A 24206-nucleotide genomic window follows, 5' to 3' on the forward strand; every position below is an offset into this window, starting at 1 on the left:
CGCGCGCGTCTTATATAGACCAGACAGTTGACGGAGGAATATTCGAATGCGTCGTCCCGTTCTTGCCCTGACCCCGGTCGTGATGGCTGTCGCTTTGTCCGGCTGCGGCATGAACAGCGTGCCCACGGCGGAGGAAAATGTGAACGCGAAATGGGCCGATGTTCAGGCCGCCTATCAGCGTCGCGCCAACCTGATCCCCAATCTGGAAGCGACCGTGAAGGGTGCCGCCGCCTCGGAAAAGTCGATCCTGACCGAGGTGGTCAACGCGCGCGCCAAGGCGACCTCGGTCCAGGTGTCGGGCGACGACCTGTCCGACCCCGCCAAGATGCAGCAATTCGCCCAGGCGCAAGGCCAGCTCAGCGGCTCGCTCGGCCGCCTGCTCGCCAATGTCGAGGCCTATCCGAACCTGAAGAGCCAGGACAATTTCCAGACCTTCATGAGCCAGCTCGAAGGCACCGAGAACCGCATCAACATCGCGATCGGCGACTATAACAAGGCAGTGCAGGCCTATAACATCCGCATCCGCACCTTCCCCGACGCGATCGGCGCGAAGGTCTTCTACGGCGCCAAGCCCAAGGCACCCTATCAGGCCACCACGGTGAATGCCGAGAATGCGCCGACGGTGAATTTCGGCAACTGATCGGTCGCTGATGACCCGGTTCACCCGGCTACTCCGCCCGGTCCTCGGGCTTTGGCTGATCCTCTGCACCGTCCCCGTGATGGCGCAGAGCTTTCCCAAGTTCGACGGACTGGTCGTCGATGCGGCGAACAAGATCGACCCCGCGACCAAGGCCCAATTGGAGGCGAAGCTGGAGGCCCTGCAAAAGGATACCGGCCGCCAGCTGGTCGTCGCGACCATCCCGGACCTGCAAGGCTATCCGATCGAGGATTATGGCTATCGACTCGGCCGGGCCTGGGGCGTCGGGCTGAAGGACGCCAACAACGGCGCGATCCTGTTCGTCGCGCCTAATGAGGGCAAGGGCCAGCGCGGCCCCCGGCTGGAGGTCGGGCGCGGACTGGAGCCGATCCTGACCGACGCCTGGTCGTCGCAGATGATCCGCACGCTGATGATCCCACGCCTGCGCGAGTCGGGCGACATATCCGGCGCGCTGAACGCAGGCGCGGATGCGGTGATCGCGCAGCTCCGTGCCTCGCCCGAGGAGGCCAAGGCCAAGGTGGCCGAGGCCGCCAAGCAGTTCGACCGCCAGCATCGGCGCGGTGGCGGCGATTCGGACGGCTTTCCGATCCTGATCGTTCTGGTCCTTTTCATCGGCGGCTTCGTCGTGCTGACGATCTTGCGCCGCAAACAGGGCCAGCGATTCCACGACGATGACGATGATGATCGCGGCGGCGGTGGTGGGCGTCGCGGCGGGGGCGGCTGGCCGATCATCCTCTGGGGCCCCGGCTGGGGCAGCGGCGGCGGATCGGGTGGCGGCTGGAGCTCGGGCGGATCGTCCGGCGGCAGCGACGGATCATGGTTCGGCGGCGGCTTTACCGGCGGCGGCGGAGGCGATTTCGGCGGCGGCGGCGCATCGGGGGATTGGTGAGATGTTGAGTGAAGCCGATAGCGATCTGGTCACCGCCGCCGTCGCACGCGCCGAGGCGACGACCGATGCCGAGATCGTCACCATCGTCGCGTCCCGTTCCGACGAATATCGCGACATCGCCTTGTGGTTCGCTTTGCCGGCCATGCTGCTGGTGCCAATGTTCGCCGCGCTCTTCCCCGATCTAGGGCTGAAGCTGCTCGCGCTGGTTCATGACGCGTGGAGTGCGCCGGGCGAGGACCTGATCCTGGGCGCGCTGATGATCGCGCAAGTCCTCGTCTTCGGCCTGGTCTACGCGCTGCTCGGCCCCGTATCGCGGCGGATCGCGCTCGTACCCAAGAGCATCCGCCATGCCCGCGTCCGGGCGCGCGCCGTCCTGCTGTTCCGCGTCTCGGCCGAGCGGCGGACCGACAGCCGCTACGGCGTGCTGCTCTATCTGTCCGAGGACGAGCATATGGCCGAGATCGTCGCCGATTCCGGGCTGACCGGCAAGGTGGGCCCCGAAACCTGGGGCCGGGCGATGGCGGTGATGCTGCCGCATGTCGCGAAGGGCAATGTCGGCGAAGGGATGAGCGCGGCGGTCGAACGCATCGGGCTTGTGCTCGCTGAGCATTTCCCCAAGACGGCGGCCGATACCAACGAACTGCCGGACAGACCCATCTCGCTATGACCGATCCCCGTATGGACGCCCCGCTCGAAACCCTGGCCGAGGGGCGGTTCCTGGCGCTGCGCAAGCGCGGCACCTGGGAATATGCCGACCGCCCGCGCGACATCCGCGCCGCCGTGATCCTGGCGGTGGAGGACGACCACATCCTGCTGGTCGAACAATTCCGCATTCCGGTCGGCGCGCCGTGCCTGGAAATGCCCGCCGGCCTGATCGGTGACGAGACCGAGGGCGAAGCGGTGCTCGACGGTGCTGCGCGCGAGCTGGAGGAGGAAACCGGCTATCGCCCGTCGCGGATCGAGGCGCTGGGGGAATTCTGCTCCTCGCCCGGCATGACCTCGGAGCGGTTCACCTTGGTCCGCGCGACCGGCCTGGTGAAGGTCGGCGAAGGCGGCGGCGATTCGGACGAGCAGATCGTCGTGCACCGGGTGAAGCTGTCCGAGGTTCCGACTTTCATCGCAGAGCGCCGTGCGGCGGGCGTGGTGATGGATGCCAAGCTCCTACTGTTGCTGGGGGGCGGCATCCTAGGCCTTTGAGGTCACGCGAAGCCGCGAAGGCGTGAAGACGATTTATCGCGCGGAGACGCGGAGACGCGGAGAAGTCGTATTCGCGGCAGCGAAATATCTCTTACAGCGGCCGTTTGTAGTACGCGTCCGACGCCACCGGACACGCCACCTCCGCGTTCTCTGCGCCTCTGCGCGAACCAATTCTGAAAATCTTCGCGTCATCGCGGCTTCGCGAGAACACATCACGATGCGTCGGAACTGACGGGGAGGGGCGAATAGAGTTTGTTCGCGCAGAGGCGCAGAGGACGCAGAGAGAATGAGGTCGCGCAAGCGACACACCGCTCCAACAGGCCGGTGATGATGCGATCCGGATGCCGCCGGGTGCGACACCTCCGCGTCTCCGCGCGAACCAACCTTCTCAAGGGCTGCGCGCGAAAGAAAAGCGCCCCGGTTTCAACCGAAGCGCTCGAAGCTCAGCGGAAATTGTCGGCGTAGCTTTGCAGCTTCAGCGTCTTTTGCGGCGTCGGCACGACATGGTGGTCGAGCCCTTCGCGCTGGCAATAGGCGATCGCCTCTTCCAGCGTCGCGAAGGTCAGGCGCACCTGCTCCCGCGTATCGCCGCTGCCGGCCCAGCCGGTCAGGGGATCGGGCTGTTTCGCCTCGGTGGGTTCGAATTCGAGTTGCCAGCGATCGGTCCGGTACTTGCCGGATTGCATCGCGTTCTTGGGGCGCTGGAAGATGCGAGCAGTGGCCATAATTTTTGTCCCTTATCGCGAACCGGCGGCTCTTGCATCCGCCTTTTTCGTACGCAGCGTCGCGGAGGCCGCCGCAGGGTCGTCGGGCCAGGGATGGCGGGGATAGCGGCCGCGCATTTCCTTGGCCACCGCGCTCCAGCTGCCCGCCCAGAAGCCGGGTAGGTCGCGCGTCGTCTGGATCGGACGCCCTGCAGGTGAGGTGAGGCTGAGGACCAGCGGCACCCGCTCCGTCCCGATCACCGGATGCTCGGCGAGGCCGAACAGCGCCTGCACGCGCAGCTCGACGCGCGGGCCGCCTTCGGCCGCATAATCAATCGCATGACTGCTGCCCGCCGGACTGGTGAAGTGCGAAGGTGCCATCGAATCGATCCGGCGCTGGTCGTTCCAATCGACGAGGTTGCGGATCGCCTCGGTCAGCGCACCGGGCGCGATGGCATCCAGCCGCCTCTTGCCTGCCACCAAAGCGGGCAGCCAGTCGTCCAGCCGCGCGATCAGCGTTTCGTCGTCCAGCGCCACCCCGGCATAGGCGGCCCGCGCGCGGTAGGCCCCTGCCCCGTCGCTCCATGGCAGCAGCGAGACACCATGCGTCCGCACCCCCTCGACCAGCGCCTCGGCGATCGCTTCGAGCGAGGCCCCCGAATCGGGACCACTCGACAGGCGAAGCCCGCCAAGCCGCCGCTCCCGCAACGCCTCGACCCCGCCGGTCGCGGGGTTGAAAGTGACGGTGCGTCGCGTCTCGATCCGATCGGCGAACAGCGCCTCGACCGTGGCGAGATCCAGCGGTGCGGCGGACAGGATACGCGCGCCCGACGCAGCCCCTTGCGTCTCGCCCACTGCCAGCCATTCCGAACTCGCCAGCCCGGACGCCGAATCGAGCCGGAAACCCCTGCCCCCCACGCTCGCCCAATTCTCGCCCGTGCCGTCGCGCCGCCGCGCCACCCGGTCGGGATAGGCGAGCGCGAGGCAGACGCCCGCCGGATGATCCCAGGCTTCCTGCTCGACCGGCTTGGGGGCAAGGCTCGCCCAGCGCTTGGCCATCTGACGCGCCGCTCCGGCCTTGGGGCCACGCTCGGTTCGCCAGCGGCGCAGGCGGTGTTCGACATCGACATCCTGCCCGCCGATGCCACGCTCGCCGAGCAGTACCGCGACCTCGGCGGCGGTGGCGGCGAGGCCCCGCTCGCCGCTGCGGATCAGCATATGCGCAAGACGCGGCGACATCGGCAGTTTCGCGATCGCCTTGCCATGCGCGGTCGGGCGGCCGCTATCGTCCAGCGCCTCCAGTACGGTGAGCCGCGCACGGGCCTCGGCGACAGCGGCTTCGGGCGGCGGGTCGAGCCAGGGCAGCGCGCGCGGGTCGCCGACGCCCCAAAGCGCGGTGCCGAGCAGCAGCGCCGACAGGTCCGCCTCCAGGATTTCGGGCGGGTCGAAGCGCGGCAGGCCCGCCGTCGCGGCCTCCTCCCACAGGCGATAGGCGACGCCCGGCGACTGGCGCGCGGCGCGACCCGCGCGCTGGATGACGGCGGCCTGGCTGGCACGTTCGGTGACGAGCCGGGTCATGCCCGCCGCACGATCGTAGCGTGGGCGGCGGGCGAGCCCCGAGTCGACGACGATCCGCACGCCATCGAGCGTCAGGCTGGTCTCCGCGATCGAGGTCGCCAGTACGATCCGCCGCCGTCCCTCCAGGTCCCGCCGGATTGCCGCGCGCTGCGCCGCCGGGTCGAGCGAGCCGTGGAGTTCGTGGATGGCGATGGCGGAGGGCAGGTTCGCCAGCCGCTCGACGGTACGCGCAATCTCGGCGGTGCCGGGCAGGAAGGCGAGGATGTCGCCCTCCGCCTCGTCCTGCAGCGCGCGGCGGATGGCGGCGGCGACCGAATCCTCGATTCGCGCCTCCGCCGTGCGGCCGAGATGACGCAGGGTCAGCGGATAGCTGCGCCCCTCGCTCTCGATCACGGGTGCGTCGTCCATCAGGCTGGAGAAGCGGCGGCCGTCGAGCGTCGCGGACATGGCCACCAGCCGCAGGTCGGGCCGCAATCCCGCTTGTGCGTCCAGCGCCAGCGCCAGGCCGAAATCGCCGTCGAGACTGCGTTCGTGCACTTCGTCGAACAGCACCGCCGACACGTCCGCCAGTTCGGGATCGGCCTGGATGCGCGCGACGAAGATGCCTTCGGTGACGACGGTCACGCGGGTCGCGGCGCTGACCTTGGTATCCATGCGGGTGGCATAGCCGAAGGTGCGGCCGACAGGCTCCTCGGCGAGCGCGGCCATGCGCTCGGCGGCGGCACGCGCGGCGAGGCGGCGGGGGGAGAGGAGCAAGACTTCGCCGGTGCACCAGGGCTGATCGAGCAATGCAGGTGCGACGGCGGTGGTCTTGCCCGCACCGGGGGGTGCGACGAGGACGGCGTTGGGGGCGTCGGCGAGCGCGGTCAGCAGGTCGGGCAGAACGGCGGTGACGGGCAGGGTCATCGGGGTGCGATACGGGGTTTGGCGGGCGGGGTGAAGGACTTCACCATTCCCGCCGCCGCCTCTCCGTCCATCCCAGCCTCCGTTCAGCCTGAGCGAAGTCGAAGGCCAAGGGAAATCTTGTCCATTTGGCGAATGTCGGGACGTGGGCTTCGACTTCGCTCAGCCTGAACGGAGGCTGGGGTGTATTTTCAGCGAAGCCGTTTCCCGGTAAAGGCCGGAGTCCAGGCTCTACCAACCCGGTGGCGGAGGTAAACCGGCGCGCGCCTTCGACAATGCACCGCATCTGGGCCCCGGCCTTCGCCGGGGTCGACGGAATCAGTAAGCCCGCGCGACGGCGAACTCGACGGCTTCGATCATCGCGCTCTTCGCCGGACCATCCGCAAAACCCCGGATCGCCTCGATCGCCAGGCCGCCATAATGCCGTGCACGCGCCATGGTGTCGTCGACCGCACGGCTCTTGCGAACCAACGCGATGGCGTGGGCGAAGTCCTCGTCCGACGTCCGCCGCCCCTCGACCGCGTCCTTCCAGAACTGGCGCTCCTCGTCGTTCGCACGGGCATAGGCCAGGATCACCGGCAGGGTCATCTTGCCTTCGCGGAAATCGTCGCCCGCATCCTTGCCCATCGTGCCGGCGTCCGACACATAGTCGATCGCATCGTCGATCAGCTGGAAGGCGATGCCGAGGTTGCGGCCATAGGCCTCCAGCGCCAGTTCCTCCGCCTCGGGCCGCTCGGCGACGACCGCCGCGATGCGGCAGGCGGCGGCGAAGAGTGCTGCGGTCTTGGCGTCGATGATCGAGAGATAGCGTTCCTCAGGGAGCCCCACCTGCCGCACGGCGGTCAGCTGGTTCACCTCGCCCTCGGCGATGACCGCCGACGCACCCGACAAGATGTTGAGCACCTTCAGGCTGCCCGCATCGACCATCAACTGGAACGACCGGCTGAACAGGAAGTCACCGACCAGCACGCTCGCCGGGTTGCCCCAGATGATGTTGGCGGTGCGACGCCCACGCCGCAGGTCGGAGCCGTCGACGACATCGTCGTGCAGCAGCGTGGCGGTGTGGATGAACTCGACGGCCGCCGCCAGCACATGGTGGCTGGTCCCCTGGTATCCGAGCAGTTGCGCACTCGCGAGCGTCAGCATCGGACGCATCCGCTTGCCGCCGCCCGAGATCAGATGCCCGGCCAGCTGCGGGATCAACGGGATCTCCGAGCGCATCCGGTCGATGATGACCTGATTCACGGCGTTCATGTCGTCGGCCACCAGCCGGATCATCGGGTCCAGCGAGGGCGCGGGCTTGGCGAGGCGGGTGGCGGTTACGGTCATGGGCAGGTAAGAGCCTCTGGCGACAACGCTTGCCGAACGCAAGCCTAAGCGCGAAAGGGCGGGCGCGAAATCGCGTCCATCCGTCCGCGCCAGAGGAGATACGCCCATCATGTCCGACACCGTGCTGACCGGTTATCGCCAGTCGATCGACAATATCGATGCCGCGCTGGTCTTCATGCTGGCCGAGCGGTTCAAGATCACCCAGGCGGTCGGGCGCTACAAGGCGGAGAACGAACTGCCCCCCGCCGATCCCGGCCGCGAGGAAACGCAGATCGCACGCCTGCGCCAGCTGGCGAGCGATGCGCAGCTCGACCCTGAATTTTCGGAAAAATTCCTGCGCTTCATCATCGACGAAGTGATCCGCCACCACGAAGGCTTTCGCGGCTGATGGCGTTTCTGCTCGCGATCGAGGGGGCGGACGGCGCCGGCAAGGCGACCGCGACGGCGGCCGTCACCGAGCGACTGAACGCCGCCGGGCTGTCGGCGGCGGCCTTGTCCTTTCCGCGCTATGCCGAGACGGTCGGCGGTTGGGCGCTGGGCGAGTATCTGGCGGGCCGCCTGCCCCATGCCGCCGCGCCCGAGACGGCGGCGACGCTCTATGCGCTCGACCGATTCGAATCGCGTCCGCATCTGGTCGAACTGGCGGAGGCGCATGACGTCATCGTCTTCGACCGCTACATCGCGTCGAACATGGCCTATCAGGCAGCTCAAGTGTCGCCCGACCGGGCGGAAGCGCTGCTGCAATGGATCGAGCAGCTGGAGACGGTGCAGTTCCGCCTGCCGGCACCGCATCTGTCGGTCTATCTCGACACGCCGCTGGACATCGCGCGCGACCTGATCGCCCGCAAGCGCAAGCGGAGTTACACCGACGACACCTATGACGCCTATGAGGCGGACCTGGGGCTTCAGGCGAGGGTGCGGGCGAACTATGCCGCGATGGCGGACGGCGCGATGCTGGGCGAATGGGTGACGGTATCGACCGTGGCCGGCGGGAATTTGCGTGATCCGGCGGAGATCGCGGACGAGATCACCGCGCTCGTGACGCGGCGTCTACGCTGACCGTTCCCCGGCGAAGGCCGGGGTCCAGTTTCTTGGCGCTATCGAAGGCGCGAGGCAGTTGCCTACTACGCTACCTTTTGGCGCGCCACTGGCCGAGAAGGAACTGGGCCCCGGCCTTCGCCGGGGAACGGATATATTGGACTCGCGAGCTTAGTCCCTCGACCGGGCGATCATTGATCTCACGCGAAGTCGCGATGCCGCGAAGAGAAGAAGATTGGTTCGCGCGGAGGCGCGGAGGACGCGGAGGTGCCGCACTCGCGTGCTCTTGCCGCCCTTCTTCCTCAAGCCAATCAAAATAGAGAACTGCGCGCCGTCGCGCGCGATACATCTCTGTGTCCTCCGCGCCTCCGCGCGACATCAAAATCTTCGCGACATCGCGGCTTCGCGTGAACCAGAATCCCGACGCCCTTCAGTTCGACGCGCGGATCGTCCCCGCCAGCGGCGCGAAGCGGGCGATCTGCTGGCCGACCAGCCGCAGCTGCCCCTCGACCGTCGCGTCGCCGATGCGCCCTTCCGCGTCGAAGCGCGTCTGCTGTGTGTTGACCGCCGCCGCGAACGGCGTCGGCCAGCCGCGCAACGCATGGACGATCGAGCGCAGCGCCGCGATGGTCGAGCCGGTCGCCTGCCAGCCATAGGCGGTCGCGATCAGCCCCACCGGCAGGTCGGCGAAATAGGGCCGGTCGTCCTTCGCCGTTTCCTCCAGCAGGTCGAGCGCGTTCTTCACGAGCCCTGAGATGCTGCCATGATAGCCCGGGCTGGCGATGATGATCGCCGAGGCCTGGCGCACCGTCTCGACGAACAGCCGCTCGTCCTCGGTCCGCGTCACGGCGCGCGGGTTGTAGAGCGGCAGCCGCGCCAGATCCTCGCCGCCGAAGACATGGGTGCGAAACCCCTCATCGGCCGCCGCCGTCATCGCGATGCGCAGCGCCCGCTCGGTCGAGGAGACGCTGCCGATCGTGCCGCCGATGCCGACGACGAGCGGGGAAGAGGAGGAACTGGCCATGCCATGCCTTTCACCCCGGACACGCCGCCGGGCAAGGAATAAGTTGGCGACGGCTCAGCCGACCGCCAGTTCCTCCAGCGCATGCGGGCGCAGCGACATGGTCTGCCGCACCTGCTCGGCATCGGCCAGCGCGCGCGATGGGTGGCCGATCAGATAGCCCTGCACCGCCGAACAGCCCTCACGCGACACGATGGACAATTGCGCCGCCTGCTCGACCCCCTCGGCCAGCACCGGGATGTTGAGCGTGGTGCCCAGCGCCGCAACCGAGCGCAGGATCGATACCGCCTGCTCATCATGCTCGATCTCGGCGACGAAGGACGCGTCCAGCTTGATCCGGTCGAAGGGGAAGGAGCGCAGCACGTCGAGCGAGGAATAGCCGACGCCGAAATCGTCAAGCGCGATCGCGATCCCCATCGCCTTCAACGCGCGCAACTGTTCGAGCGCGAAGCGGCGGTCATGGATGATCGCACTTTCGGTCAGCTCCAGCGTCAGCCGCTCGGGCGCTAGGCCGCTGTCCGCCAGCGCCGAGCGCACCGTCTCGACCAGACGCGGATCGGCCAGATGCACCGGCGACAGGTTCACCGAGATGATGTGCCGGTTCGGCCACAGCGCCGCTTCGAAACAAGCCTGACGGATGACCCAGATGCTCAGCGGGACGATGTCGCCGCTCTTCTCGGCCAGCGGGATGAAGATCGAGGGCGGGATCAGCCCCTGCGTCGGATGCCGCCACCGGATCAGCGCCTCGTACCCCGAAATCTCGCCCGAGGGGATCGCCGCCTGGACCTGATAATGCAGCTCGAACGCCTCGGCCTCCAGCGCGGTGCGTAGATCGGCGATCAGCTCGCGCCGGGCTTTCAGCGCATCGTCCATCTGGCTGTCATAGAAGCACGGCTCGTTGGAATGGGCCGACTTGGCGCGGTACATCGCCAGATCGGCCTTGGCGAGCAGCGCGTCGGCGTCACCGCCATCGACCTGCGCCAGCGCGATGCCGATATTGGCGCCGATCGCGGCGGTGAACCGCTCGAAGACGAAGGGCGCGTCGAACGCCGCCGTCACCCGGCCGAGAAAGTCGAGCAGTTCGGCACGGTCGCGATAGGAGACCAGCGCCGAGAACTCGTCCCCGCCCAGCCGCGCGACATATTCGCCCGGCCGCAGCATCGCCGCCAGCCGCGCCGCCAGCGCGACCAGCAACTGGTCGCCCGCCTGATGGCCATAGGTGTCGTTGACGACCTTGAAGCGCGACAGGTCCATCATGATCACCGCCATGCACGGATAGCCGCCCCGGATCTGGAAACGCTGTTCGATCTCCTGGATGAAGCTGGTGCGGTTGGGCAGATCGGTCAGGCCGTCATGCATCGCCATCTGGCGCAGGCGGCGATAGGATTCGCTCTGGGTATGCCCGTCGATCAGCGCGCTGATCGCGGCGCAGCCGACGATGATGCAGGTCGCCACCGTCGTGGTGACCGCCAGCGCGACCATGGTCAGGCTCGACAGCCCCTCGCCCATCTTCAGGACGGCGATGTCCATCGCCGCCATGCCGGTGAAGTGCAGCGAGGCGACCGCCACGCTGAGCAATCCTACCGCCCCTAGACTGCGCCACCGGCTCCGGCCGCGCAGGACGTGGAAAGCCGCCGCGCCGAACCCGGCGGCCAGCACCACCGATGCCACGACGTAGCGCTGCTCCCAGGTGACGATCCCGTCGACGCGGTATGCCACCATGCCGATGTAATGCATCACCGACACGCCGATGCCGACGACCGCGCCGCCGATCGCGGGCGCATGCCGGCGATCGCTGGCGGCCAGGGCGAGCCCCGGTACGGCCAGCAGGATGACCGCGAGCAGCGATACCAGCGTCAGGATCGGGTCGAGCACCACCGGCGCGGTTGCGCGAAACGCCATCATCGCGACGAAATGCGTGGCCCAGACCATGGTCCCGGTCGCCACCGCCGCCAGGACAATCCACCCCGTCCGGCTCAGTCCCGCCGCCGCGCGGACGCGGTGGAACAGCTGCACCGTCGCCGCCGATCCGATCACGCAGATCAGGACCGCCAGCAGCACCAGCCGCAGGTCATGCTGCTGCGTCAGGCATGAGAGAACGCGCATCATGCCGCCGGCCTCCGCACCAGACGATCGAGCCGTGCCTCCAGCGCCATGGAGGCCTGACGCGCCAGCCCGATCAGATAGGCCGCCTGATCGGGCGAGGCGGCCTGCCGCCGTCGGATGTCGAGGACGCACAGCGCGCCGACATGCACGCCGTTCAGCCGGCTCAGCGGAGCCCCGATGTAATAGCGGACATGGGGGGCGCCGGTGACGCCGGGCAGCGCGGCGAAGCGCGGGTCGCCCAGCGGATCGGTGCACTCCATCACCCCCGCCCGGTCGAGCGTATGGGTGCAAAAGCTGTCGCGGCGCGGATAATCCTCCAGGATGATGCCGTGGCTGGCCTTGATCCACTGCCGCTCGCGATGGATCAGCGACATCAGCGCGATCGGCGCGTCAAAGGCCGCCGCCGCGGCCGATACCAGCCCATCGAACACCGCTTCGGGGTCGGAGGCCAGAACCCTCAGCCCCCGCACCGCCCGGCTTCGCCGCCTTTCCGCGAACAGGCTTTGCATCATCGCTCATCTCGCCATTACGTAAACGAGCGATCCCATGCGTCACAAAGTTTAACGAACCATGTTCTGTCCGTAGGGCCGGCTTCTGTTTGATATTCAAATACAAATGCTGTTGCGTTCGTGACATTACTTTACCGTTACGATCACGCTCGCGCCGCCCCGCCCGAGGATAGGGGTGGCACAACCGCCCCGGCCGGTTAGAAGGGGCGTCAATCAGAACGGGAGGAGCCGGAAGGCATGACGAGACACCTGCCATGGATCGCATTGGCGATCGTCGGCGCGGGCGCATTGGGCGTGGTCGCCACGGTGCGCGGCGAGCCGATCAACGCGCTCTGGATCATCGCGGCGGCGGTGTCGGTCTATCTGATCGCCTATCGCTATTATGCGCTGTTCATCGCGCGGGTGATCGGCATCGACCCCAGCCGCCCCACCCCCGCCATCCGCCGCGCCGATGGCCTGGACTATGTCGCGACCGACCGCACCGTGCTGTTCGGCCACCATTTCGCCGCGATCGCCGGGGCCGGCCCCTTGGTCGGGCCGGTGCTGGCAGCGCAGATGGGCTATCTGCCCGGGACCTTGTGGATTCTGGCGGGCGTCGTGCTGGCGGGGGCGGTGCAGGATTTCCTGGTGCTGTTCCTGTCGATGCGCCGCGACGGCCGGTCGCTGGGCGAGTTGATCCGCATGGAGATGGGCCCCGTGGCGGGCACCATCGCGCTATTCGGCGCCTTCATGATCATGGTCATCATCCTGGCGGTGCTGGCGCTGATCGTCGTGCGCGCGCTGGCCGAAAGTCCCTGGGGGCTGTTCACCGTGGCAGCCACCGTGCCGCTGGCGATGCTGATGGGCGGCTATACGCGCTGGGTCCGGCCGGGGAAGATCGGCGAGGTGTCGATCATCGGCTTTATCGGCCTGATCCTGGCGATCGTCTATGGCCAGTCGATCGCGCAGTCGGCGGTGTTCGCGCCGCTGTTCACCTTCACGCCCGTGCAGCTCTGCTTCCTGCTGATCGGCTATGGCGCGGTCGCCTCGGTCCTGCCGGTGTGGCTGCTGCTCGCGCCGCGTGACTATCTGTCGACGTTCCTCAAGATCGGCGCGATCGTGGCGCTGGCGATCGGCATCGTCGTGATGGCGCCGCCGCTGAAGATGCCGGCCCTCACCAGATTCATCGACGGCAGCGGCCCGGTCTGGGCGGGGCCGCTCTTCCCCTTCCTGTTCATCACCATCGCGTGCGGCGCGGTGTCGGGCTTCCACGCGCTGATCGCCAGCGGCACCACGCCCAAGCTGATCGCCAGCGAGAAGGACGCGCCCTTTATCGGTTACGGCGCGATGCTGATGGAAAGCGCGGTCGCGATCATGGCGCTGGTCGCCGCCTCGATCCTCGATCCGGGCGTCTATTTCGCGATGAACGCGCCTGCCGCCGTGCTGGGCACCGATCCCGCCAGCGCCGCCGCCGCGGTCACCGCGATGGGCTTCCCCATCTCGGCCAACACGCTGGCGCAGGTGGCCAAGGATGTCGGCGAGCATACGATCATTTCCCGCGCGGGCGGTGCGCCGACGCTGGCGGTGGCGATGGCAGAGATCTTCAGCCACCTGTTCGGCGGACAGGCGATGAAGGCCTTCTGGTATCACTTCGCCATCCTGTTCGAGGCGCTGTTCATCCTGACCGCCGTGGACGCCGGCACCCGTGCGGGCCGCTTCATGCTGCAGGACTTAATCGGGCTGGTCGTTCCCAGCTTCCGAGGATCGTCGAAGGTCGCGCCGGGCCTGATCGCGACCGGGCTTTGCGTCGCGGCCTGGGGCTTCTTCCTCTATCAGGGTGTTACCGATCCGCTGGGCGGGGTGAACACGCTGTGGCCGCTGTTCGGCATCTCCAACCAGATGCTGGCGGCCGTGGCGCTGATGCTGGCGACCGTGGTGCTGTTCCGCATGAAGAAGGACCGCTATGCCTGGATCACGGTGGTGCCGACCGTCTGGCTGCTGGCCTGCACGCTGACCGCCGGGTGGCTGAAGATCTTTTCCGCCGATCCGCGCGTCGGCTTCCTCGCCCATGCCGACAAATTCGCCGGCGCGGCGTCGGAGGGCAAGGTGCTGGCCCCCGCCAAGACCATGGCGGAGATGGGGCGGATCGTCTTCAACGACCGGATCGATGCGGGGCTGTGCGCGATCTTCCTGGGCGTGGTGCTGGCGATCCTGGTCTATGCGGTGCGCACCTGCCTGATCGCACGTCGTATCGACCGACCAAGCGTCACCGAAATCCCGCCCGAGATGGTGGCGGCCGAATGAGCTGGGCCCAATGAGTTGGCTCAGCCGCCTGCGCCAGATCGGCAATGCGATGGTCGGGATGCCCAGCTATGACGCCTATGTGGCGCACATGGCGGCCAAGCATCCCGACCGGGAGCCGATGGACGAGGTGACCTTCTTCCGTGAGCGCCAACAGGCGCGGTATGGCGGGAAGAATGGCGGGCGGTGCTGTTGATTCACGCGAAGCCGCGAGGACGCGAAGAAGGCTGGTTCACGCGGAGACGCGGAGACGCGGAGACGCGGGGGGAAAGAGTGGAGCATCCCCCCGCCCTCCGTTCAGCCTGAGCGTAGTCGACGACCACGGGATAATATCCGCCACGCGGGCGGAACGCTCCAGCGTTCAGGGAGCCTGCGGCTCGAAGACCTTTGCGGCGGTGCTTGCCCTTGGCCTTCGACTGCGCTCAGGCTGAACGGCAGTTGGGGATCAGGAAACAGGATCAGTACAAGCCCCTCTCTGCGTCCTCCGCGCCTCTGCGCGAACAAAAATCTCCGCGCCTCCGCGTCTCCGCGCGAACCAAAACCCTTCGCGCCATCGCGGCGTCGCGGAAACAGAAAACCCCCACCCCGCCCCACCCTTGCCTTTTGGCCACACCACGGCTACATCGCGTTCCCATCCGAACAGCGCGGACGGACCTTTCGTCGCAGGACCCCCGGGTCAGGCGACGGCGGACCCATGCCCCGCTGACAGAATTTCAACGCAGGTGCGGGAACGGCACGAGTGGCGAAGACGACCCCCATCGAATTCTTCAATCAGGTCAAGACCGAGACCAAGAAGGTCGTCTGGCCGACGCGGCGCGAGACGGTGATGACCGGTGTGATGGTGGTCGTGATGACCACGATCCTGGCCATCTTCTTCCTGGCGGTCGACTCGTTCTTCGAGACGCTGGTCCGCACCCTGCTGTCGCTCGCGAAGTAAAAGGGTTCCCATGGCGCGCTGGTACATCATCCACGCTTATTCCGGTTTCGAGGGCAAAGTCCGCGACTCGATCATGGCCGAGGCGACCCGTCTGGGCCTCGACCATCTCGTCGCGCAGATCGAGGTGCCGACCGAGACCGTGACCGAGGCCCGCCGCGGCAAGAAGATCGCGGTCGAGCGCAAGTTCATGCCCGGTTACGTGCTCGCCAAGCTCGACATGAACGATCAGGTCTATCACCTCGTCAAGAACACGCCGAAGGTGACCGGCTTCCTGGGCGCGATGGGCAAGCCGCAGGCGATCAGCGAAAGCGAAGCCACGCGGATGCTGAACTCCAAGGAAGAGGCCGCCGCCGCCCCGAAGCACAAGGTCAAGGTCGATTACGAGATCGGCGACGCGGTCAAGGTGCTGGAAGGCCCCTTCGCCAGCTTCAACGGCGTGGTCGAGGAACTGGATTTCGACAAGTCCAAGGTCAAGGTGTCGGTGTCGATCTTCGGCCGCGCGACCCCGGTGGAACTGGATTTCGAGCAGGTCGAACGCTCGAAGTAAGTTCGGACCATCCGACGAAACAAGGGCCGGGGCGGCAACGCCACCGGCCCTTTTTCGTATCTGGAGCGAAGCCCCCTCCGTTTGGGCCGAGCGCAGCCGAAGCCCATGCCTTAACCTGCCGCACGCGCATCCCATGCACTTCGACTTCGCTCAGTGCGAACGGAGGGTGGGGCCAGTGGCGAGAAGGCCTCACCAGAGTGAGGATTCGGAGGAGGGCATGACCCCGGGCATGCCGCCCCCCCTTGCCCGTCGAACGGACCAATACCCCGATCCGCCTAACCACCACCTCCGTTCAGGCTGAGCGAAGTCGAAGCCCATGCCCCGCCCCCGCCGCACGCGCATCCCATGCACTTCGACTTCGCTCAGTGCGAACGGGGGGTGGGGCCAATGGCGAGAAGGCCTCACCAGAGCGAGGATTCGGGAGGAGGACAGACTCCCGCCACGCCTCCCCCCTCGCCGGCCAAACGAACCAAACTCCCCCGATCCGGCTACCACCGCCCCCGTTCAGGCTGAGCGAAGTCGAAGCCCGCGCCCCGCCCTCGCCGCACGCGCATCCCGTGCACTTCGACTTCGCTCAGTGCGAACGGAGGGTGGGGACAAGTGGCGAGAAGGTTTCACCCGAGTGAGGATTCGGAGGAGGGCAGACCCCCGGCATACCCACCCCTCGCCGGCCAAACGAACCAAACTCCCCCGATCCGGCTACCCCCGCCCCCGTTCAGGCTGAGCGAAGTCGAAGCCCACGCCCCGCCCCCCGCCGCACGCGCATACCCTGTACTTCGACTTCGCTCAGTGCGAACAGCGGGTGGGATCGAAGAAGCCCCCTTCACAATTTGGCGCTGTCCGCCACCTGCCGAAACGCGGTCACCCCGGCGTCGAAATAGTGCAGACGCGGCGCTTCGAAGGTGATCAGGTACAGCTTGCCGCCGATGATCGCCCCGCGTCCTTCGCCCTTGCGCGGCAGATCCTCGTCCGGCCGGGTAAAATTATAGGTGAAGCGGATGCCCGGCTTGCCGGCAAAGGCCATCGGTTCCATCCCCTCGACGGTGAACAATGGCGTGTCGAGCGCGATGCGGTAGCTGTTCTCGACCAGCGTCGGAATGTCGGTCACCAGCATCGTCACCTTGACGCGGGGCAGCGGCTTATTGCGCTTGCTGACCTCGCGGAACAGCGTCTGCTCAGGCTCGATCCCGCCATAGAAGGTCAGGTCGTTCAGCGCATCGCCGTCGAACGTCCAGGTCTCCGAATTGCGCCCCGGTCGCGCGCCCAGCTTGTTCCATTCGACCGACGGGGTCACCGTCAGCACCGACTTGGCGACCGCCACCGGCTGCCCCGCCGCGATCAGGCGATTGCCCGCCGCCACCGGTGCCGCGATCAGCGCCAGCCCGATCGCCCCCATCCCGAATCTGTTCCCGAACCTCTTCATTGCACGCCCCCTTCCCCGATCAACATCGCCATGGCCGCGCGGTCGCTCGCCGCCGGGGCCTTTTCCAGATAGGTCTTCAGCGCGGCACGCCCCGCCGCTACCTGCTGCCCGCGCAAGAGCGACAGGCCCAGCCCGCGCCAGGCGACCGGGTCGGTGCAGCCCTGGTCGATCGCCTGCTGATAGAATTGCGCCGCGCTCACCAGATCGCGGGGATTGCCGCGTTCGCGGTACAGCTCGCCGCGCGTCAGCAGCAGCTCGGGCGTCCATGCGCCATTCGCCAGTTCGGCGAGCAGATATTCGGACCCGCCGAAATCGTTGAGCTTGATCTGGTCGGCCAGAAAGCCCGCGCGCCATGGACGCATCGCCGTCTGGAACGCATCCAGCGCATCGTCGCCGCGATCCCCTTCGCTCCCGGCCGCCGCGCGCAGATCGATCGCCCGGCTGAGATGGGTCGGATGGTCGGCGAAGAACCCCGCCGCATAGCGATGGGTGACGTGTCGCTTGCGCCCCAGCGCGGTCGCATCCTGCTCCGCCATCAACCGCTCCCAGATGTGCGAGGCCGCGAACGGCCGATAGCCCGCCGCCGTCAGATAGCGCAGGCCCATCATGTCGGCCTCGCTTTCCTGCGCGCGGTCATAGGCGAAGTGCAGTTGGATCAGGCTGGCCGGCAAGGTGCTGTAGGGCGAGATCATGCTCGTCCAGGCGATGATGTCGCCGATCGTCCGTCCCCGGCGAAAGCTGGCCAGGGTGTGGCGCTGTTCGAAATGACCGAACTCATGGCCGAGCACCGCCGCCAGCTCCGCCTCGTCGCGCAGCCGCAGCAGCGCGCCGGTATAGACGACCATCATGCCGTTGGGCATCATCGAGGCGTTGAAGACCGGCGCGCGCACCACATAGATGCGCACGCCGCGACAGCGATCCTCCCCGACCGACCGGCAGAGCACCTTTGCCATATAGGCGTTCAGCGCCGCGTCGCGCACGACGACCGGCGAGTCGCGCAGGTCGCGCTCCGCCTCGTCGGCCTGTTGCCACAGCCCGCGCTCGTCGACCGTCGTCGGCGTATAGGCCGCACCATAAGGCGGCAGCGGCGCCGGCTTGTCCGGCACGCCGCCCCCCAGCGCCGCGCCGGCCAGCGCAACGGCGATTATCCATCCCGCCATGATCGCCCCCTCAGCGCGATGCGGTCTTGGCGGGAGCCGAAGGTGCCGGCGCGGCCGCCTCGACCGGCTTGCCCGGAAAGCCCTCCAGCAACTGCGCGACGCGCTTGGCCGCGCCTTCGGGTGTGCGCACATCGCCGCCCATCGCCTGATCGGCGTTCAGCCAGACCAGATCGCCGGTCTTCAGGTCGATCAGCCCGGCATAGCCCTTGTGCATGCCCGAGGTGACGCCGACCCCGACCGCCGCTGCGGCGAAGACCTGAAGCAGCTTGCGCCCGGTCGAGCCGTAATGATCCTCGGTCGTCACGAACAGCGCATAGTCGGCCCCCTGCACGCCCGGCAGGCTGGCGACCTCCGGCCCGATCGACCACAGGAAGCTGTCCTCGCGCTTCTTGGTGGGCAGGCGGTTGCCCGGAAAGAACTGATAGGTGATGACCGAGTCGGCCAAGGTGGTGAACAGCGCGCGATATTCATGCGCGGTCGCCGCGCCCTGCCCCACCGGCTCGACGAAATTCACGACGCGATTGCCCAGCCTGCCCTGCGCCTCGGCCAGCGCCTTGCCCAGATTCTCGCGCGCCTGATCGGTCCAGTCGGCATTGGGTTCATAGGCGCCGCCCGTCGATTGCGCGCCGACCTGGATTTCGGGCCGCATCAGGACGATGGTGGCCGTCCCCGGCGCCAGCGTGAAGCCGGGCCGGTTGCCGGTCTTCTCCTGCGCCGCCAGCGGCGCGGCCGCCATCGTCAACGCCGCCGCCAGTGCCAGCGCGTTCCATCCCCTCCGCATCGATCGAACCCCCGTTCGCGATGGCGGAGCCGGCCATCTCCCCCGGCCGACTCGTCCATCATGAACGCAGCATGACATGGCCGGATCGGCCACGCCAAGCGGATTCCCCGCCTTGCCATTCCCCCCATTTTCGGGTAACGGCGCACGCTTCCCAAGCATCATGCGACGGAACCCTTGCGGGAGGGTGCGCTGGCCTATGCCTTCGCGCCCGTCACGACCGCTAGACTCGAAAAGAGAGTGACATGGCAAAGAAGATTACCGGCTATATCAAGCTGCAGGTCCCTGCAGGCGCCGCCAACCCCTCGCCGCCGATCGGCCCGGCGCTGGGTCAGCGCGGTGTGAACATCATGGAATTCTGCAAGGCGTTCAACGCGCAGACCGGCGAAGTCGAGAAGGGCACCCCGCTGCCCACCGTCATCACTGTCTATGCCGACCGTTCGTTCTCGTTCGAGACGAAGACCGCGCCTGCGACCTACCTCATCAAGAAGGCGGCCAACCTGAAGTCGGGCTCGAAGGAGCCGGGCAAGGTGTCGGCGGGCAAGATCGCGCGCTCGAAGCTCGCGGAAATCGCCCAGGTCAAGATGAAGGACCTGAACGCCAACGATATCGAGGCTGCGACCAAGATCATCGAAGGCTCCGCCCGCGCGATGGGCCTCGAAGTGGTGGAGGGCTAAGATCATGGCGAAGCTGACCAAGAAGCAGAAGGCCGTCCAGATCGACGCCGAGAAGCTGCACGGCATCGACGAAGCGATCACGCTGGCTCGTACCAACGCGACCTCGAAGTTCGACGAGACGATCGAAGTCGCCGTCAACCTGGGCGTTGACCCGCGCCACGCCGACCAGATGGTCCGCGGCGTCGTCACCCTGCCCAAGGGCACCGGCAAGACCGTTCGCGTCGGCGTGTTCGCCAAGGGCGCGAAGGCCGACGAGGCACGCGCCGCTGGCGCCGACGTCGTGGGCGCCGAAGACCTGATGGAAACCATCCAGGGCGGCACCATCGACTTCGATCGCTGCATCGCGACCCCGGACATGATGGGCGTCGTCGGTCGCCTCGGTAAGGTGCTGGGCCCCAAGGGCCTGATGCCGAACCCGAAGCTGGGCACCGTGACCATGAACGTCGCCGAAGCCGTCAAGGCGGCCAAGGGCGGCCAGGTCGAGTACCGCGTCGAGAAGGCCGGCATCATCCATTCGGGCATCGGCAAGGCGTCGTTCCCGGCGGAAGACCTGCGCGCCAACTTCGACGCGCTGGTCGACGCTCTGATCAAGGCCAAGCCGTCGGGCGCCAAGGGCAAGTATGTCCGCAAGGTCGCCGTCTCGTCGACGATGGGCCGCGGCATCAAGGTGAACGTCTCGGAAATCCCGGGCGCGTAATCCTCAGCCCAGCGCATGCTGACAGATCAGGGGGTCGGGACTTCGGTTCCGGCCCCCTTTTCCTTTGAGCGGTCACGCGGTGATGACGGCCGGCCGGGCCAAGGATCCTCACGCCCGCCTTCAAGCCACGCCTCAGACCAGCTTGAACCAACTGGTAAGGCCGCATAGGGTGGCGCCATGGCCGAAAAGAGCGAAAATGGCCGCCTGTACGAACAGGTGGCGCGTGCGATCAGCGCAGATATTCTCTCCGGTAGCTATGTGGTCGGCCAGCGCCTGCCATCCGAGCGCGACCTGGCGCAGGCCCACTCGGTATCGCGCCCCACGGTGCGGGAGGCGATCATCGCGCTCGAACTCGACGGTCTGGTCGAGGTGCGGATGGGATCGGGCGTCTATGTGATCGCCTCTGCCCCCAATAACGGCCGGGCCGGCGAAACCGATATCGGCCCTTTCGAACTGCTCGAGGCCCGGCGCGCGATCGAGAGCGAGGTGTGCGCCTTGGCGGCGACCCGCATCGACGATGCGACGCTGGGCGAATTGCGCAGCCTGGTCGACATGCTGGAAAGCGCGGATGTTGCACTCGCCGAAGAGGCCGACCAGCGCTTCCACGAAACCATCGCCCGCGCGACGCAGAACAGTGCCATGGTCGCCAGCGTCGAAATGCTCTGGAAGGCCCGCGCCCGCTCGCCGCAATATCGGCTGCTCAGCGATAAGGCGCATGGTGCGGGCGTCGTACCCCGACTGGAAGACCATCTGACGATTTATGAGGCGCTGGCCGCCCGCAATCCCGACAGCGCCCGTGCCGCGATGCGCCAGCACCTGACGAACGTGCTGGAAGCGATCCTCGCCGCCACCGAGGTGCAGGAACTGGAAGAAGCCCGCGCCCGTATCGCCGCGCACCGCCAGCGCTACGCGGTGTGATGGCTTTCCCCTGAAAGGAAGGTCAAGATGACGTCCTTGGTCGGGCCCACGTCAGCGGCCATGCCAGTGGACCAAGCCCCTCCCCATCCGGCGTATAGGCCCGTCAATCACCCCATGCCGGTCGGACATCCGACACGATAGCATCATCCGGTAAGACCGCACGAGACGCGAAAAGGGGGCGCGGCACCCCGGACCCAGGTCCAAAGCACCACGCCCCCGATTTTCACCAGCCGGCTTAGCTGGCCTGGTTGGCCGACACCGGCTTGGCGGTCACGTCGAAGCGATCGGCGTTCATTACCTTCACCCACGCGCGCACGAAATCACGTACGAACTTTTCCTCATTGCCGTTCTCGGCATAGACCTCGGCGGTCGCGCGCAGCTGCGAGTTGGAACCGAAGATCAGGTCGGTCCGCGTCGCCCGCCACTTTTCCTGACGGCCGCCACGGTCGTAACCGATGAACTTCTCGTCGCTCGACGCATCGACCAGATCCCAGAAGGTATCGTTGTCGAGCAGGTTGACGAAGAAGTCGTTGGTCAGTTGACCCGGACGATCGGTCAGCACGCCCTCCGGCGCATCGGCGTGGTTCGCGCCCAGCACACGCAGGCCGCCGACCAGCACGGTCATCTCCGGCGCGGACAGGCCGAGCAGCGCCGCCCGGTCGAGCAGCAGTTCCTCGGTCTTCACCGGATTGCGGGTCTTCAGATAGTTGCGGAAGCCATCGGCCTGCGGCTCCATCCACTTGAAGCTCTCGACATCGGTCCATTCCTGCGTCGCATCGCCGCGGCCACCCAGGAAGGGTACGCTGATGTCGAACCCGGCATCGCGCGCCGCCTTCTCGACCGCAGCCGATCCGGCGAGCACGATCGCATCGGCCAGCGAGATGTCGCCGCGCAACTCGTTCAGCTTGGCCAGCACCTGCTGCAGCTGCTCGGGCTCGTTGACCGCCCAGTCCTTCTGCGGCGCCAGCGCGATACGCGCGCCATTGGCACCACCACGATGATCCGACCGGCGATAGGTCGAGGCCGAGGCCCAGGCGGTCTTGACCAGCTGTGCGACGGTCAGTCCGCTCGACAGCACCGCGCCCTTGAATGCGGTTACGGCGGCATCCGACGGCGCCGTGCCTTCGGGCACCGGGTCCTGCCAGATCAGCGTCTCTTCCGGCGCTTCTGGCCCGAGATAGCGGATCTTCGGCCCCATATCGCGGTGGGTCAGCTTGAACCAGGCGCGCGCGAAGGCATCGTCGAGCGCCGCCTGATCGTCACGGAAGCGCAGCGCGATCTCGCGGAACTCGGGGTCCATCTTCAGCGCCATGTCGGCAGTGGTCATCATGGTCGGCACGCGCTTGTTCGGGTCGCGCGCGTCGGGGGCCATATCCTCCGGCTCCGGATTGACCGGCGTCCACTGCTTGGCGCCCGCCGGGCTCTGCGTCAGCTCATAGTCATACTTGAACAGCAACCGCAGATAGTCGCCGGTCCACTTGGTCGGATTGTTCGACCAGGCGCCCTCGATACCGGAGGTCGTGATATGCCCCTGGCCGATCTCTTCACTGTCGGTCAGCCAGCCCAGACCCTGCTGATGGATCGCTTCCGACGCGGGGTTCTTGAAGCCCGTGGGCGGTTTGGCACCATGCGCCTTGCCGAAGGCATGGCCACCGGCGGTCAGCGCGACCGTCTCTTCCGAGTTCATCGCCATCCGCTGGAACGTCGCTTTCATGTCGCGCGCGGATTTCAGTGCATCGGGCTCACCGCCCGGGCCTTCGGGATTGACGTAGATGAGGCCCATCTGGATCGCGGCAAGCGGTCCTTCGAGCTCGGGCAGTTCCTCGGTGATGCGCGTCTGCGCGCCTTCATCAACCCACAGCTCCTCGGCGCCCCAGAAGGTGTCGCCTTCCGATGCATAGACGTCCTTGCGGCCGCCCGCGAAACCGAAGGTCGGCCCGCCCATGCTCTCGATCGCGACATTGCCTGCCAGAATGAACAGGTCGGCCCAGCTGATATGCTTGCCGTATTTCTGCTTGATCGGCCACAACAGGCGCCGCGCCTTGTCGAGATTGCCATTGTCTGGCCAGGAGTTGAGCGGCTCGAAACGCTGCTGCCCCGACGACGACCCGCCGCGCCCATCGGTCACGCGATAGGTGCCGGCGGCGTGCCAGGCCATGCGGATCATGAACGGACCATAATGACCGTAGTCGGCGGGCCACCACGACTTGCTGTCGGTCATCAGCGCGAGCAGGTCCGCCTTGAGTGCGGCATAGTCGAGCGTGTTGAACGCCTCGGCATAGTCGAAGTCTTCGCCCATGGGGTCGGGCGAAACGCCATGCTGGTGGAGCATATCGACAGGCAGCGCATCGGGCCACCAATCCTTGTTGGTCCGCCCCAGCAGCGACCGCGCCTTGACCTCGCCACCGCCCTTGCCACCCATCGGGCAACCGCCGCTCTTGGGCTGTTCGTAATCGGCCATCTCGGTGTCCTCTTCCAACCGGTGTTACCTTGATGTCTGAAGGTGCCGTATCCGAGTAAAATCTGTCCAACCGATTTTTCGGGCGGGATAGATTTTTATAATCGATCATGATCGGCACCGCGACTTCAGCATGAATGCCTGTCAGGGGAACCGGTTGCAGGCTGGCGTAGCGAAACATCGGCAGAGCGCGCGCATCATGCGCCTGCCCGATTGATCGACGGCTTCATACCATCGGACAACTCTCTGCCTTGTCAGTATGAATGCCGCTGGACTGCGTAGACCGTCTGGCACCCGATCCCGCCAGCCCATCGACGCAGATGGCATGGTGACGCCTACAATCCGGCAGCTATGCTTGAGCGTAAGCTGCACCCCGTCGTGGTGGCTTTCACCGCCCGC

Annotated in this window: 23 protein-coding genes; 13 read left to right on the top strand and 10 right to left on the bottom strand. The window is 66.9% G+C overall.

Annotated features, from left to right (window positions below; genetic code table 11):
• Positions 1-46: 46 nt before the first annotated feature.
• Genes GGR48_RS16295 through GGR48_RS16310 form a run of 4 tightly spaced genes read left to right on the top strand, consistent with a single transcriptional unit; the run spans position 47 to position 2744 of the window.
• Entirely contained in the window at positions 47-640 is a 594-nt protein-coding gene (locus tag GGR48_RS16295; RefSeq protein WP_183952897.1) for a LemA family protein, read from the top strand.
• 10 nt (positions 641-650) lie between these two features.
• Positions 651-1547 (top strand): TPM domain-containing protein, encoded by an 897-nt coding sequence (locus tag GGR48_RS16300; RefSeq protein WP_183952898.1) that lies wholly within the window; start codon positions 651-653, stop codon positions 1545-1547.
• Position 1548: 1 nt separating this feature from the next.
• The gene (locus GGR48_RS16305; protein WP_183952899.1) at positions 1549-2214 is read left to right on the top strand and encodes a TPM domain-containing protein; all 666 of its coding nucleotides are present in this window, start codon (positions 1549-1551) and stop codon (positions 2212-2214) included.
• Positions 2211-2744 (top strand): NUDIX hydrolase, encoded by a 534-nt coding sequence (locus GGR48_RS16310; RefSeq protein WP_183952900.1) that lies wholly within the window; start codon positions 2211-2213, stop codon positions 2742-2744. Before GGR48_RS16305 ends, GGR48_RS16310 begins: the two co-directional genes overlap by 4 nt.
• A gap of 443 nt (positions 2745-3187) precedes the next feature.
• Here the strand turns inward: GGR48_RS16310 and GGR48_RS16315 are convergent, their stop codons facing one another.
• The 3 genes from GGR48_RS16315 to GGR48_RS16325 form a co-directional block, all read right to left on the bottom strand.
• Positions 3188-3469: an ETC complex I subunit gene (locus GGR48_RS16315; RefSeq protein ID WP_007406935.1), complete on the bottom strand. Its 282-nt coding sequence runs from the start codon at positions 3467-3469 to the stop codon at positions 3188-3190.
• Positions 3470-3481: 12 nt separating this feature from the next.
• On the bottom strand, positions 3482-5932 hold the full coding sequence (gene hrpB / locus GGR48_RS16320) for an ATP-dependent helicase HrpB (RefSeq protein WP_183952901.1): 2451 nt from the start codon (positions 5930-5932) through the stop codon (positions 3482-3484).
• Between the two features lie 315 nt (positions 5933-6247).
• The gene (locus GGR48_RS16325) at positions 6248-7258 is read right to left on the bottom strand and encodes a polyprenyl synthetase family protein (protein ID WP_183952902.1); all 1011 of its coding nucleotides are present in this window, start codon (positions 7256-7258) and stop codon (positions 6248-6250) included.
• Between the two features lie 109 nt (positions 7259-7367).
• On the opposite strand from GGR48_RS16325, the gene GGR48_RS16330 reads away from it, so the two are divergent.
• Positions 7368-7646, top strand: coding sequence for a chorismate mutase (locus GGR48_RS16330; protein ID WP_183952903.1), 279 nt, complete (start codon positions 7368-7370; stop codon positions 7644-7646).
• Positions 7646-8317 carry a nucleoside/nucleotide kinase family protein gene (locus GGR48_RS16335; RefSeq protein ID WP_183952904.1) on the top strand — a complete coding sequence of 224 codons (672 nt, stop codon included), beginning with the start codon at positions 7646-7648 and terminating at the stop codon, positions 8315-8317. The genes GGR48_RS16330 and GGR48_RS16335 overlap by 1 nt, the downstream gene beginning before the upstream one ends.
• A 409-nt stretch (positions 8318-8726) precedes the next feature.
• Here GGR48_RS16335 and GGR48_RS16340 read toward each other — a convergent pair whose 3' ends face one another.
• Genes GGR48_RS16340 through GGR48_RS16350 form a run of 3 tightly spaced genes read right to left on the bottom strand, consistent with a single transcriptional unit; the run spans position 8727 to position 11932 of the window.
• Complete coding sequence (locus tag GGR48_RS16340; protein WP_183952905.1) at positions 8727-9320, bottom strand: NADPH-dependent FMN reductase; 594 nt, start codon at positions 9318-9320, stop codon at positions 8727-8729.
• Positions 9321-9374: 54 nt separating this feature from the next.
• Complete coding sequence (locus GGR48_RS16345; RefSeq protein ID WP_183952906.1) at positions 9375-11426, bottom strand: putative bifunctional diguanylate cyclase/phosphodiesterase; 2052 nt, start codon at positions 11424-11426, stop codon at positions 9375-9377.
• Positions 11423-11932, bottom strand: coding sequence for a GAF domain-containing protein (locus tag GGR48_RS16350; RefSeq protein WP_244954871.1), 510 nt, complete (start codon positions 11930-11932; stop codon positions 11423-11425). The genes GGR48_RS16345 and GGR48_RS16350 overlap by 4 nt, the downstream gene beginning before the upstream one ends.
• 237 nt (positions 11933-12169) lie before the next feature.
• Here GGR48_RS16350 and GGR48_RS16355 point away from each other — a divergent pair, with 237 nt between their 5' ends.
• The 4 genes from GGR48_RS16355 to nusG all read left to right on the top strand — a co-directional run bounded on the left by GGR48_RS16355 (position 12170) and on the right by nusG (position 15696).
• Positions 12170-14215: a carbon starvation CstA family protein gene (locus tag GGR48_RS16355; RefSeq protein ID WP_183952908.1), complete on the top strand. Its 2046-nt coding sequence runs from the start codon at positions 12170-12172 to the stop codon at positions 14213-14215.
• A gap of 10 nt (positions 14216-14225) precedes the next feature.
• The gene (locus tag GGR48_RS16360; protein ID WP_183952909.1) at positions 14226-14408 is read left to right on the top strand and encodes a YbdD/YjiX family protein; all 183 of its coding nucleotides are present in this window, start codon (positions 14226-14228) and stop codon (positions 14406-14408) included.
• A 543-nt stretch (positions 14409-14951) separates the two neighbouring features.
• Positions 14952-15149 carry a preprotein translocase subunit SecE gene (gene secE / locus GGR48_RS16365; protein ID WP_007407051.1) on the top strand — a complete coding sequence of 66 codons (198 nt, stop codon included), beginning with the start codon at positions 14952-14954 and terminating at the stop codon, positions 15147-15149.
• A 10-nt stretch (positions 15150-15159) separates the two neighbouring features.
• The gene (gene nusG, locus GGR48_RS16370; RefSeq protein WP_007407052.1) at positions 15160-15696 is read left to right on the top strand and encodes a transcription termination/antitermination protein NusG; all 537 of its coding nucleotides are present in this window, start codon (positions 15160-15162) and stop codon (positions 15694-15696) included.
• An 823-nt stretch (positions 15697-16519) separates the two neighbouring features.
• Here the strand turns inward: nusG and GGR48_RS16375 are convergent.
• The 3 genes from GGR48_RS16375 to GGR48_RS16385 are packed head-to-tail and all read right to left on the bottom strand — an operon-like array spanning position 16520 to position 19060.
• Entirely contained in the window at positions 16520-17119 is a 600-nt protein-coding gene (locus tag GGR48_RS16375; RefSeq protein ID WP_240455963.1) for a hypothetical protein, read from the bottom strand.
• Complete coding sequence (locus GGR48_RS16380; RefSeq protein WP_183952910.1) at positions 17116-18279, bottom strand: M48 family metallopeptidase; 1164 nt, start codon at positions 18277-18279, stop codon at positions 17116-17118. Before GGR48_RS16380 ends, GGR48_RS16375 begins: the two co-directional genes overlap by 4 nt.
• 10 nt (positions 18280-18289) lie before the next feature.
• The gene (locus tag GGR48_RS16385) at positions 18290-19060 is read right to left on the bottom strand and encodes a hypothetical protein (protein ID WP_183952911.1); all 771 of its coding nucleotides are present in this window, start codon (positions 19058-19060) and stop codon (positions 18290-18292) included.
• Positions 19061-19302: 242 nt separating this feature from the next.
• Here GGR48_RS16385 and rplK point away from each other — a divergent pair, with 242 nt between their 5' ends.
• The 3 genes from rplK to GGR48_RS16400 all read left to right on the top strand — a co-directional run bounded on the left by rplK (position 19303) and on the right by GGR48_RS16400 (position 21349).
• Positions 19303-19734 carry a 50S ribosomal protein L11 gene (gene rplK / locus GGR48_RS16390; protein WP_007407063.1) on the top strand — a complete coding sequence of 144 codons (432 nt, stop codon included), beginning with the start codon at positions 19303-19305 and terminating at the stop codon, positions 19732-19734.
• Between the two features lie 4 nt (positions 19735-19738).
• Positions 19739-20431, top strand: coding sequence for a 50S ribosomal protein L1 (rplA, locus tag GGR48_RS16395; protein ID WP_056433483.1), 693 nt, complete (start codon positions 19739-19741; stop codon positions 20429-20431).
• Between the two features lie 177 nt (positions 20432-20608).
• Entirely contained in the window at positions 20609-21349 is a 741-nt protein-coding gene (locus tag GGR48_RS16400) for a FadR/GntR family transcriptional regulator (RefSeq protein ID WP_183952912.1), read from the top strand.
• A 235-nt stretch (positions 21350-21584) separates the two neighbouring features.
• On the opposite strand, the gene katG is transcribed toward GGR48_RS16400, so the two are convergent.
• The gene (gene katG / locus GGR48_RS16405; RefSeq protein ID WP_183952916.1) at positions 21585-23810 is read right to left on the bottom strand and encodes a catalase/peroxidase HPI; all 2226 of its coding nucleotides are present in this window, start codon (positions 23808-23810) and stop codon (positions 21585-21587) included.
• Positions 23811-24206 lie beyond the last annotated feature (396 nt).

This window comes from Sphingomonas pseudosanguinis, assembly GCF_014196255.1.
Lineage (GTDB): Bacteria > Pseudomonadota > Alphaproteobacteria > Sphingomonadales > Sphingomonadaceae > Sphingomonas > Sphingomonas pseudosanguinis.

What these genes read in the sequence shown, in the direction of transcription:
- GGR48_RS16330 (WP_183952903.1), top strand. Translation starts at nt 7,368, where the DNA reads ATGTCCGACACCGTGCTGACCGGTTATCGCCAGTCGATCGACAATATC.
- GGR48_RS16325 (WP_183952902.1), bottom strand. Translation starts at nt 7,258, where the DNA reads ATGACCGTAACCGCCACCCGCCTCGCCAAGCCCGCGCCCTCGCTGGAC.
- rplK (WP_007407063.1), top strand. Translation starts at nt 19,303, where the DNA reads ATGGCAAAGAAGATTACCGGCTATATCAAGCTGCAGGTCCCTGCAGGC.
- GGR48_RS16315 (WP_007406935.1), bottom strand. Translation starts at nt 3,469, where the DNA reads ATGGCCACTGCTCGCATCTTCCAGCGCCCCAAGAACGCGATGCAATCC.
- GGR48_RS16400 (WP_183952912.1), top strand. Translation starts at nt 20,609, where the DNA reads ATGGCCGAAAAGAGCGAAAATGGCCGCCTGTACGAACAGGTGGCGCGT.
- GGR48_RS16300 (WP_183952898.1), top strand. Translation starts at nt 651, where the DNA reads ATGACCCGGTTCACCCGGCTACTCCGCCCGGTCCTCGGGCTTTGGCTG.
- GGR48_RS16295 (WP_183952897.1), top strand. Translation starts at nt 47, where the DNA reads ATGCGTCGTCCCGTTCTTGCCCTGACCCCGGTCGTGATGGCTGTCGCT.
- katG (WP_183952916.1), bottom strand. Translation starts at nt 23,810, where the DNA reads ATGGCCGATTACGAACAGCCCAAGAGCGGCGGTTGCCCGATGGGTGGC.
- GGR48_RS16375 (WP_240455963.1), bottom strand. Translation starts at nt 17,119, where the DNA reads ATGAAGAGGTTCGGGAACAGATTCGGGATGGGGGCGATCGGGCTGGCG.
- rplA (WP_056433483.1), top strand. Translation starts at nt 19,739, where the DNA reads ATGGCGAAGCTGACCAAGAAGCAGAAGGCCGTCCAGATCGACGCCGAG.
- GGR48_RS16380 (WP_183952910.1), bottom strand. Translation starts at nt 18,279, where the DNA reads ATGGCGGGATGGATAATCGCCGTTGCGCTGGCCGGCGCGGCGCTGGGG.
- GGR48_RS16385 (WP_183952911.1), bottom strand. Translation starts at nt 19,060, where the DNA reads ATGCGGAGGGGATGGAACGCGCTGGCACTGGCGGCGGCGTTGACGATG.
- GGR48_RS16355 (WP_183952908.1), top strand. Translation starts at nt 12,170, where the DNA reads ATGACGAGACACCTGCCATGGATCGCATTGGCGATCGTCGGCGCGGGC.
- nusG (WP_007407052.1), top strand. Translation starts at nt 15,160, where the DNA reads ATGGCGCGCTGGTACATCATCCACGCTTATTCCGGTTTCGAGGGCAAA.
- hrpB (WP_183952901.1), bottom strand. Translation starts at nt 5,932, where the DNA reads ATGACCCTGCCCGTCACCGCCGTTCTGCCCGACCTGCTGACCGCGCTC.
- GGR48_RS16335 (WP_183952904.1), top strand. Translation starts at nt 7,646, where the DNA reads ATGGCGTTTCTGCTCGCGATCGAGGGGGCGGACGGCGCCGGCAAGGCG.
- GGR48_RS16350 (WP_244954871.1), bottom strand. Translation starts at nt 11,932, where the DNA reads ATGCAAAGCCTGTTCGCGGAAAGGCGGCGAAGCCGGGCGGTGCGGGGG.
- GGR48_RS16310 (WP_183952900.1), top strand. Translation starts at nt 2,211, where the DNA reads ATGACCGATCCCCGTATGGACGCCCCGCTCGAAACCCTGGCCGAGGGG.
- GGR48_RS16360 (WP_183952909.1), top strand. Translation starts at nt 14,226, where the DNA reads ATGAGTTGGCTCAGCCGCCTGCGCCAGATCGGCAATGCGATGGTCGGG.
- GGR48_RS16340 (WP_183952905.1), bottom strand. Translation starts at nt 9,320, where the DNA reads ATGGCCAGTTCCTCCTCTTCCCCGCTCGTCGTCGGCATCGGCGGCACG.
- GGR48_RS16345 (WP_183952906.1), bottom strand. Translation starts at nt 11,426, where the DNA reads ATGATGCGCGTTCTCTCATGCCTGACGCAGCAGCATGACCTGCGGCTG.
- GGR48_RS16305 (WP_183952899.1), top strand. Translation starts at nt 1,549, where the DNA reads ATGTTGAGTGAAGCCGATAGCGATCTGGTCACCGCCGCCGTCGCACGC.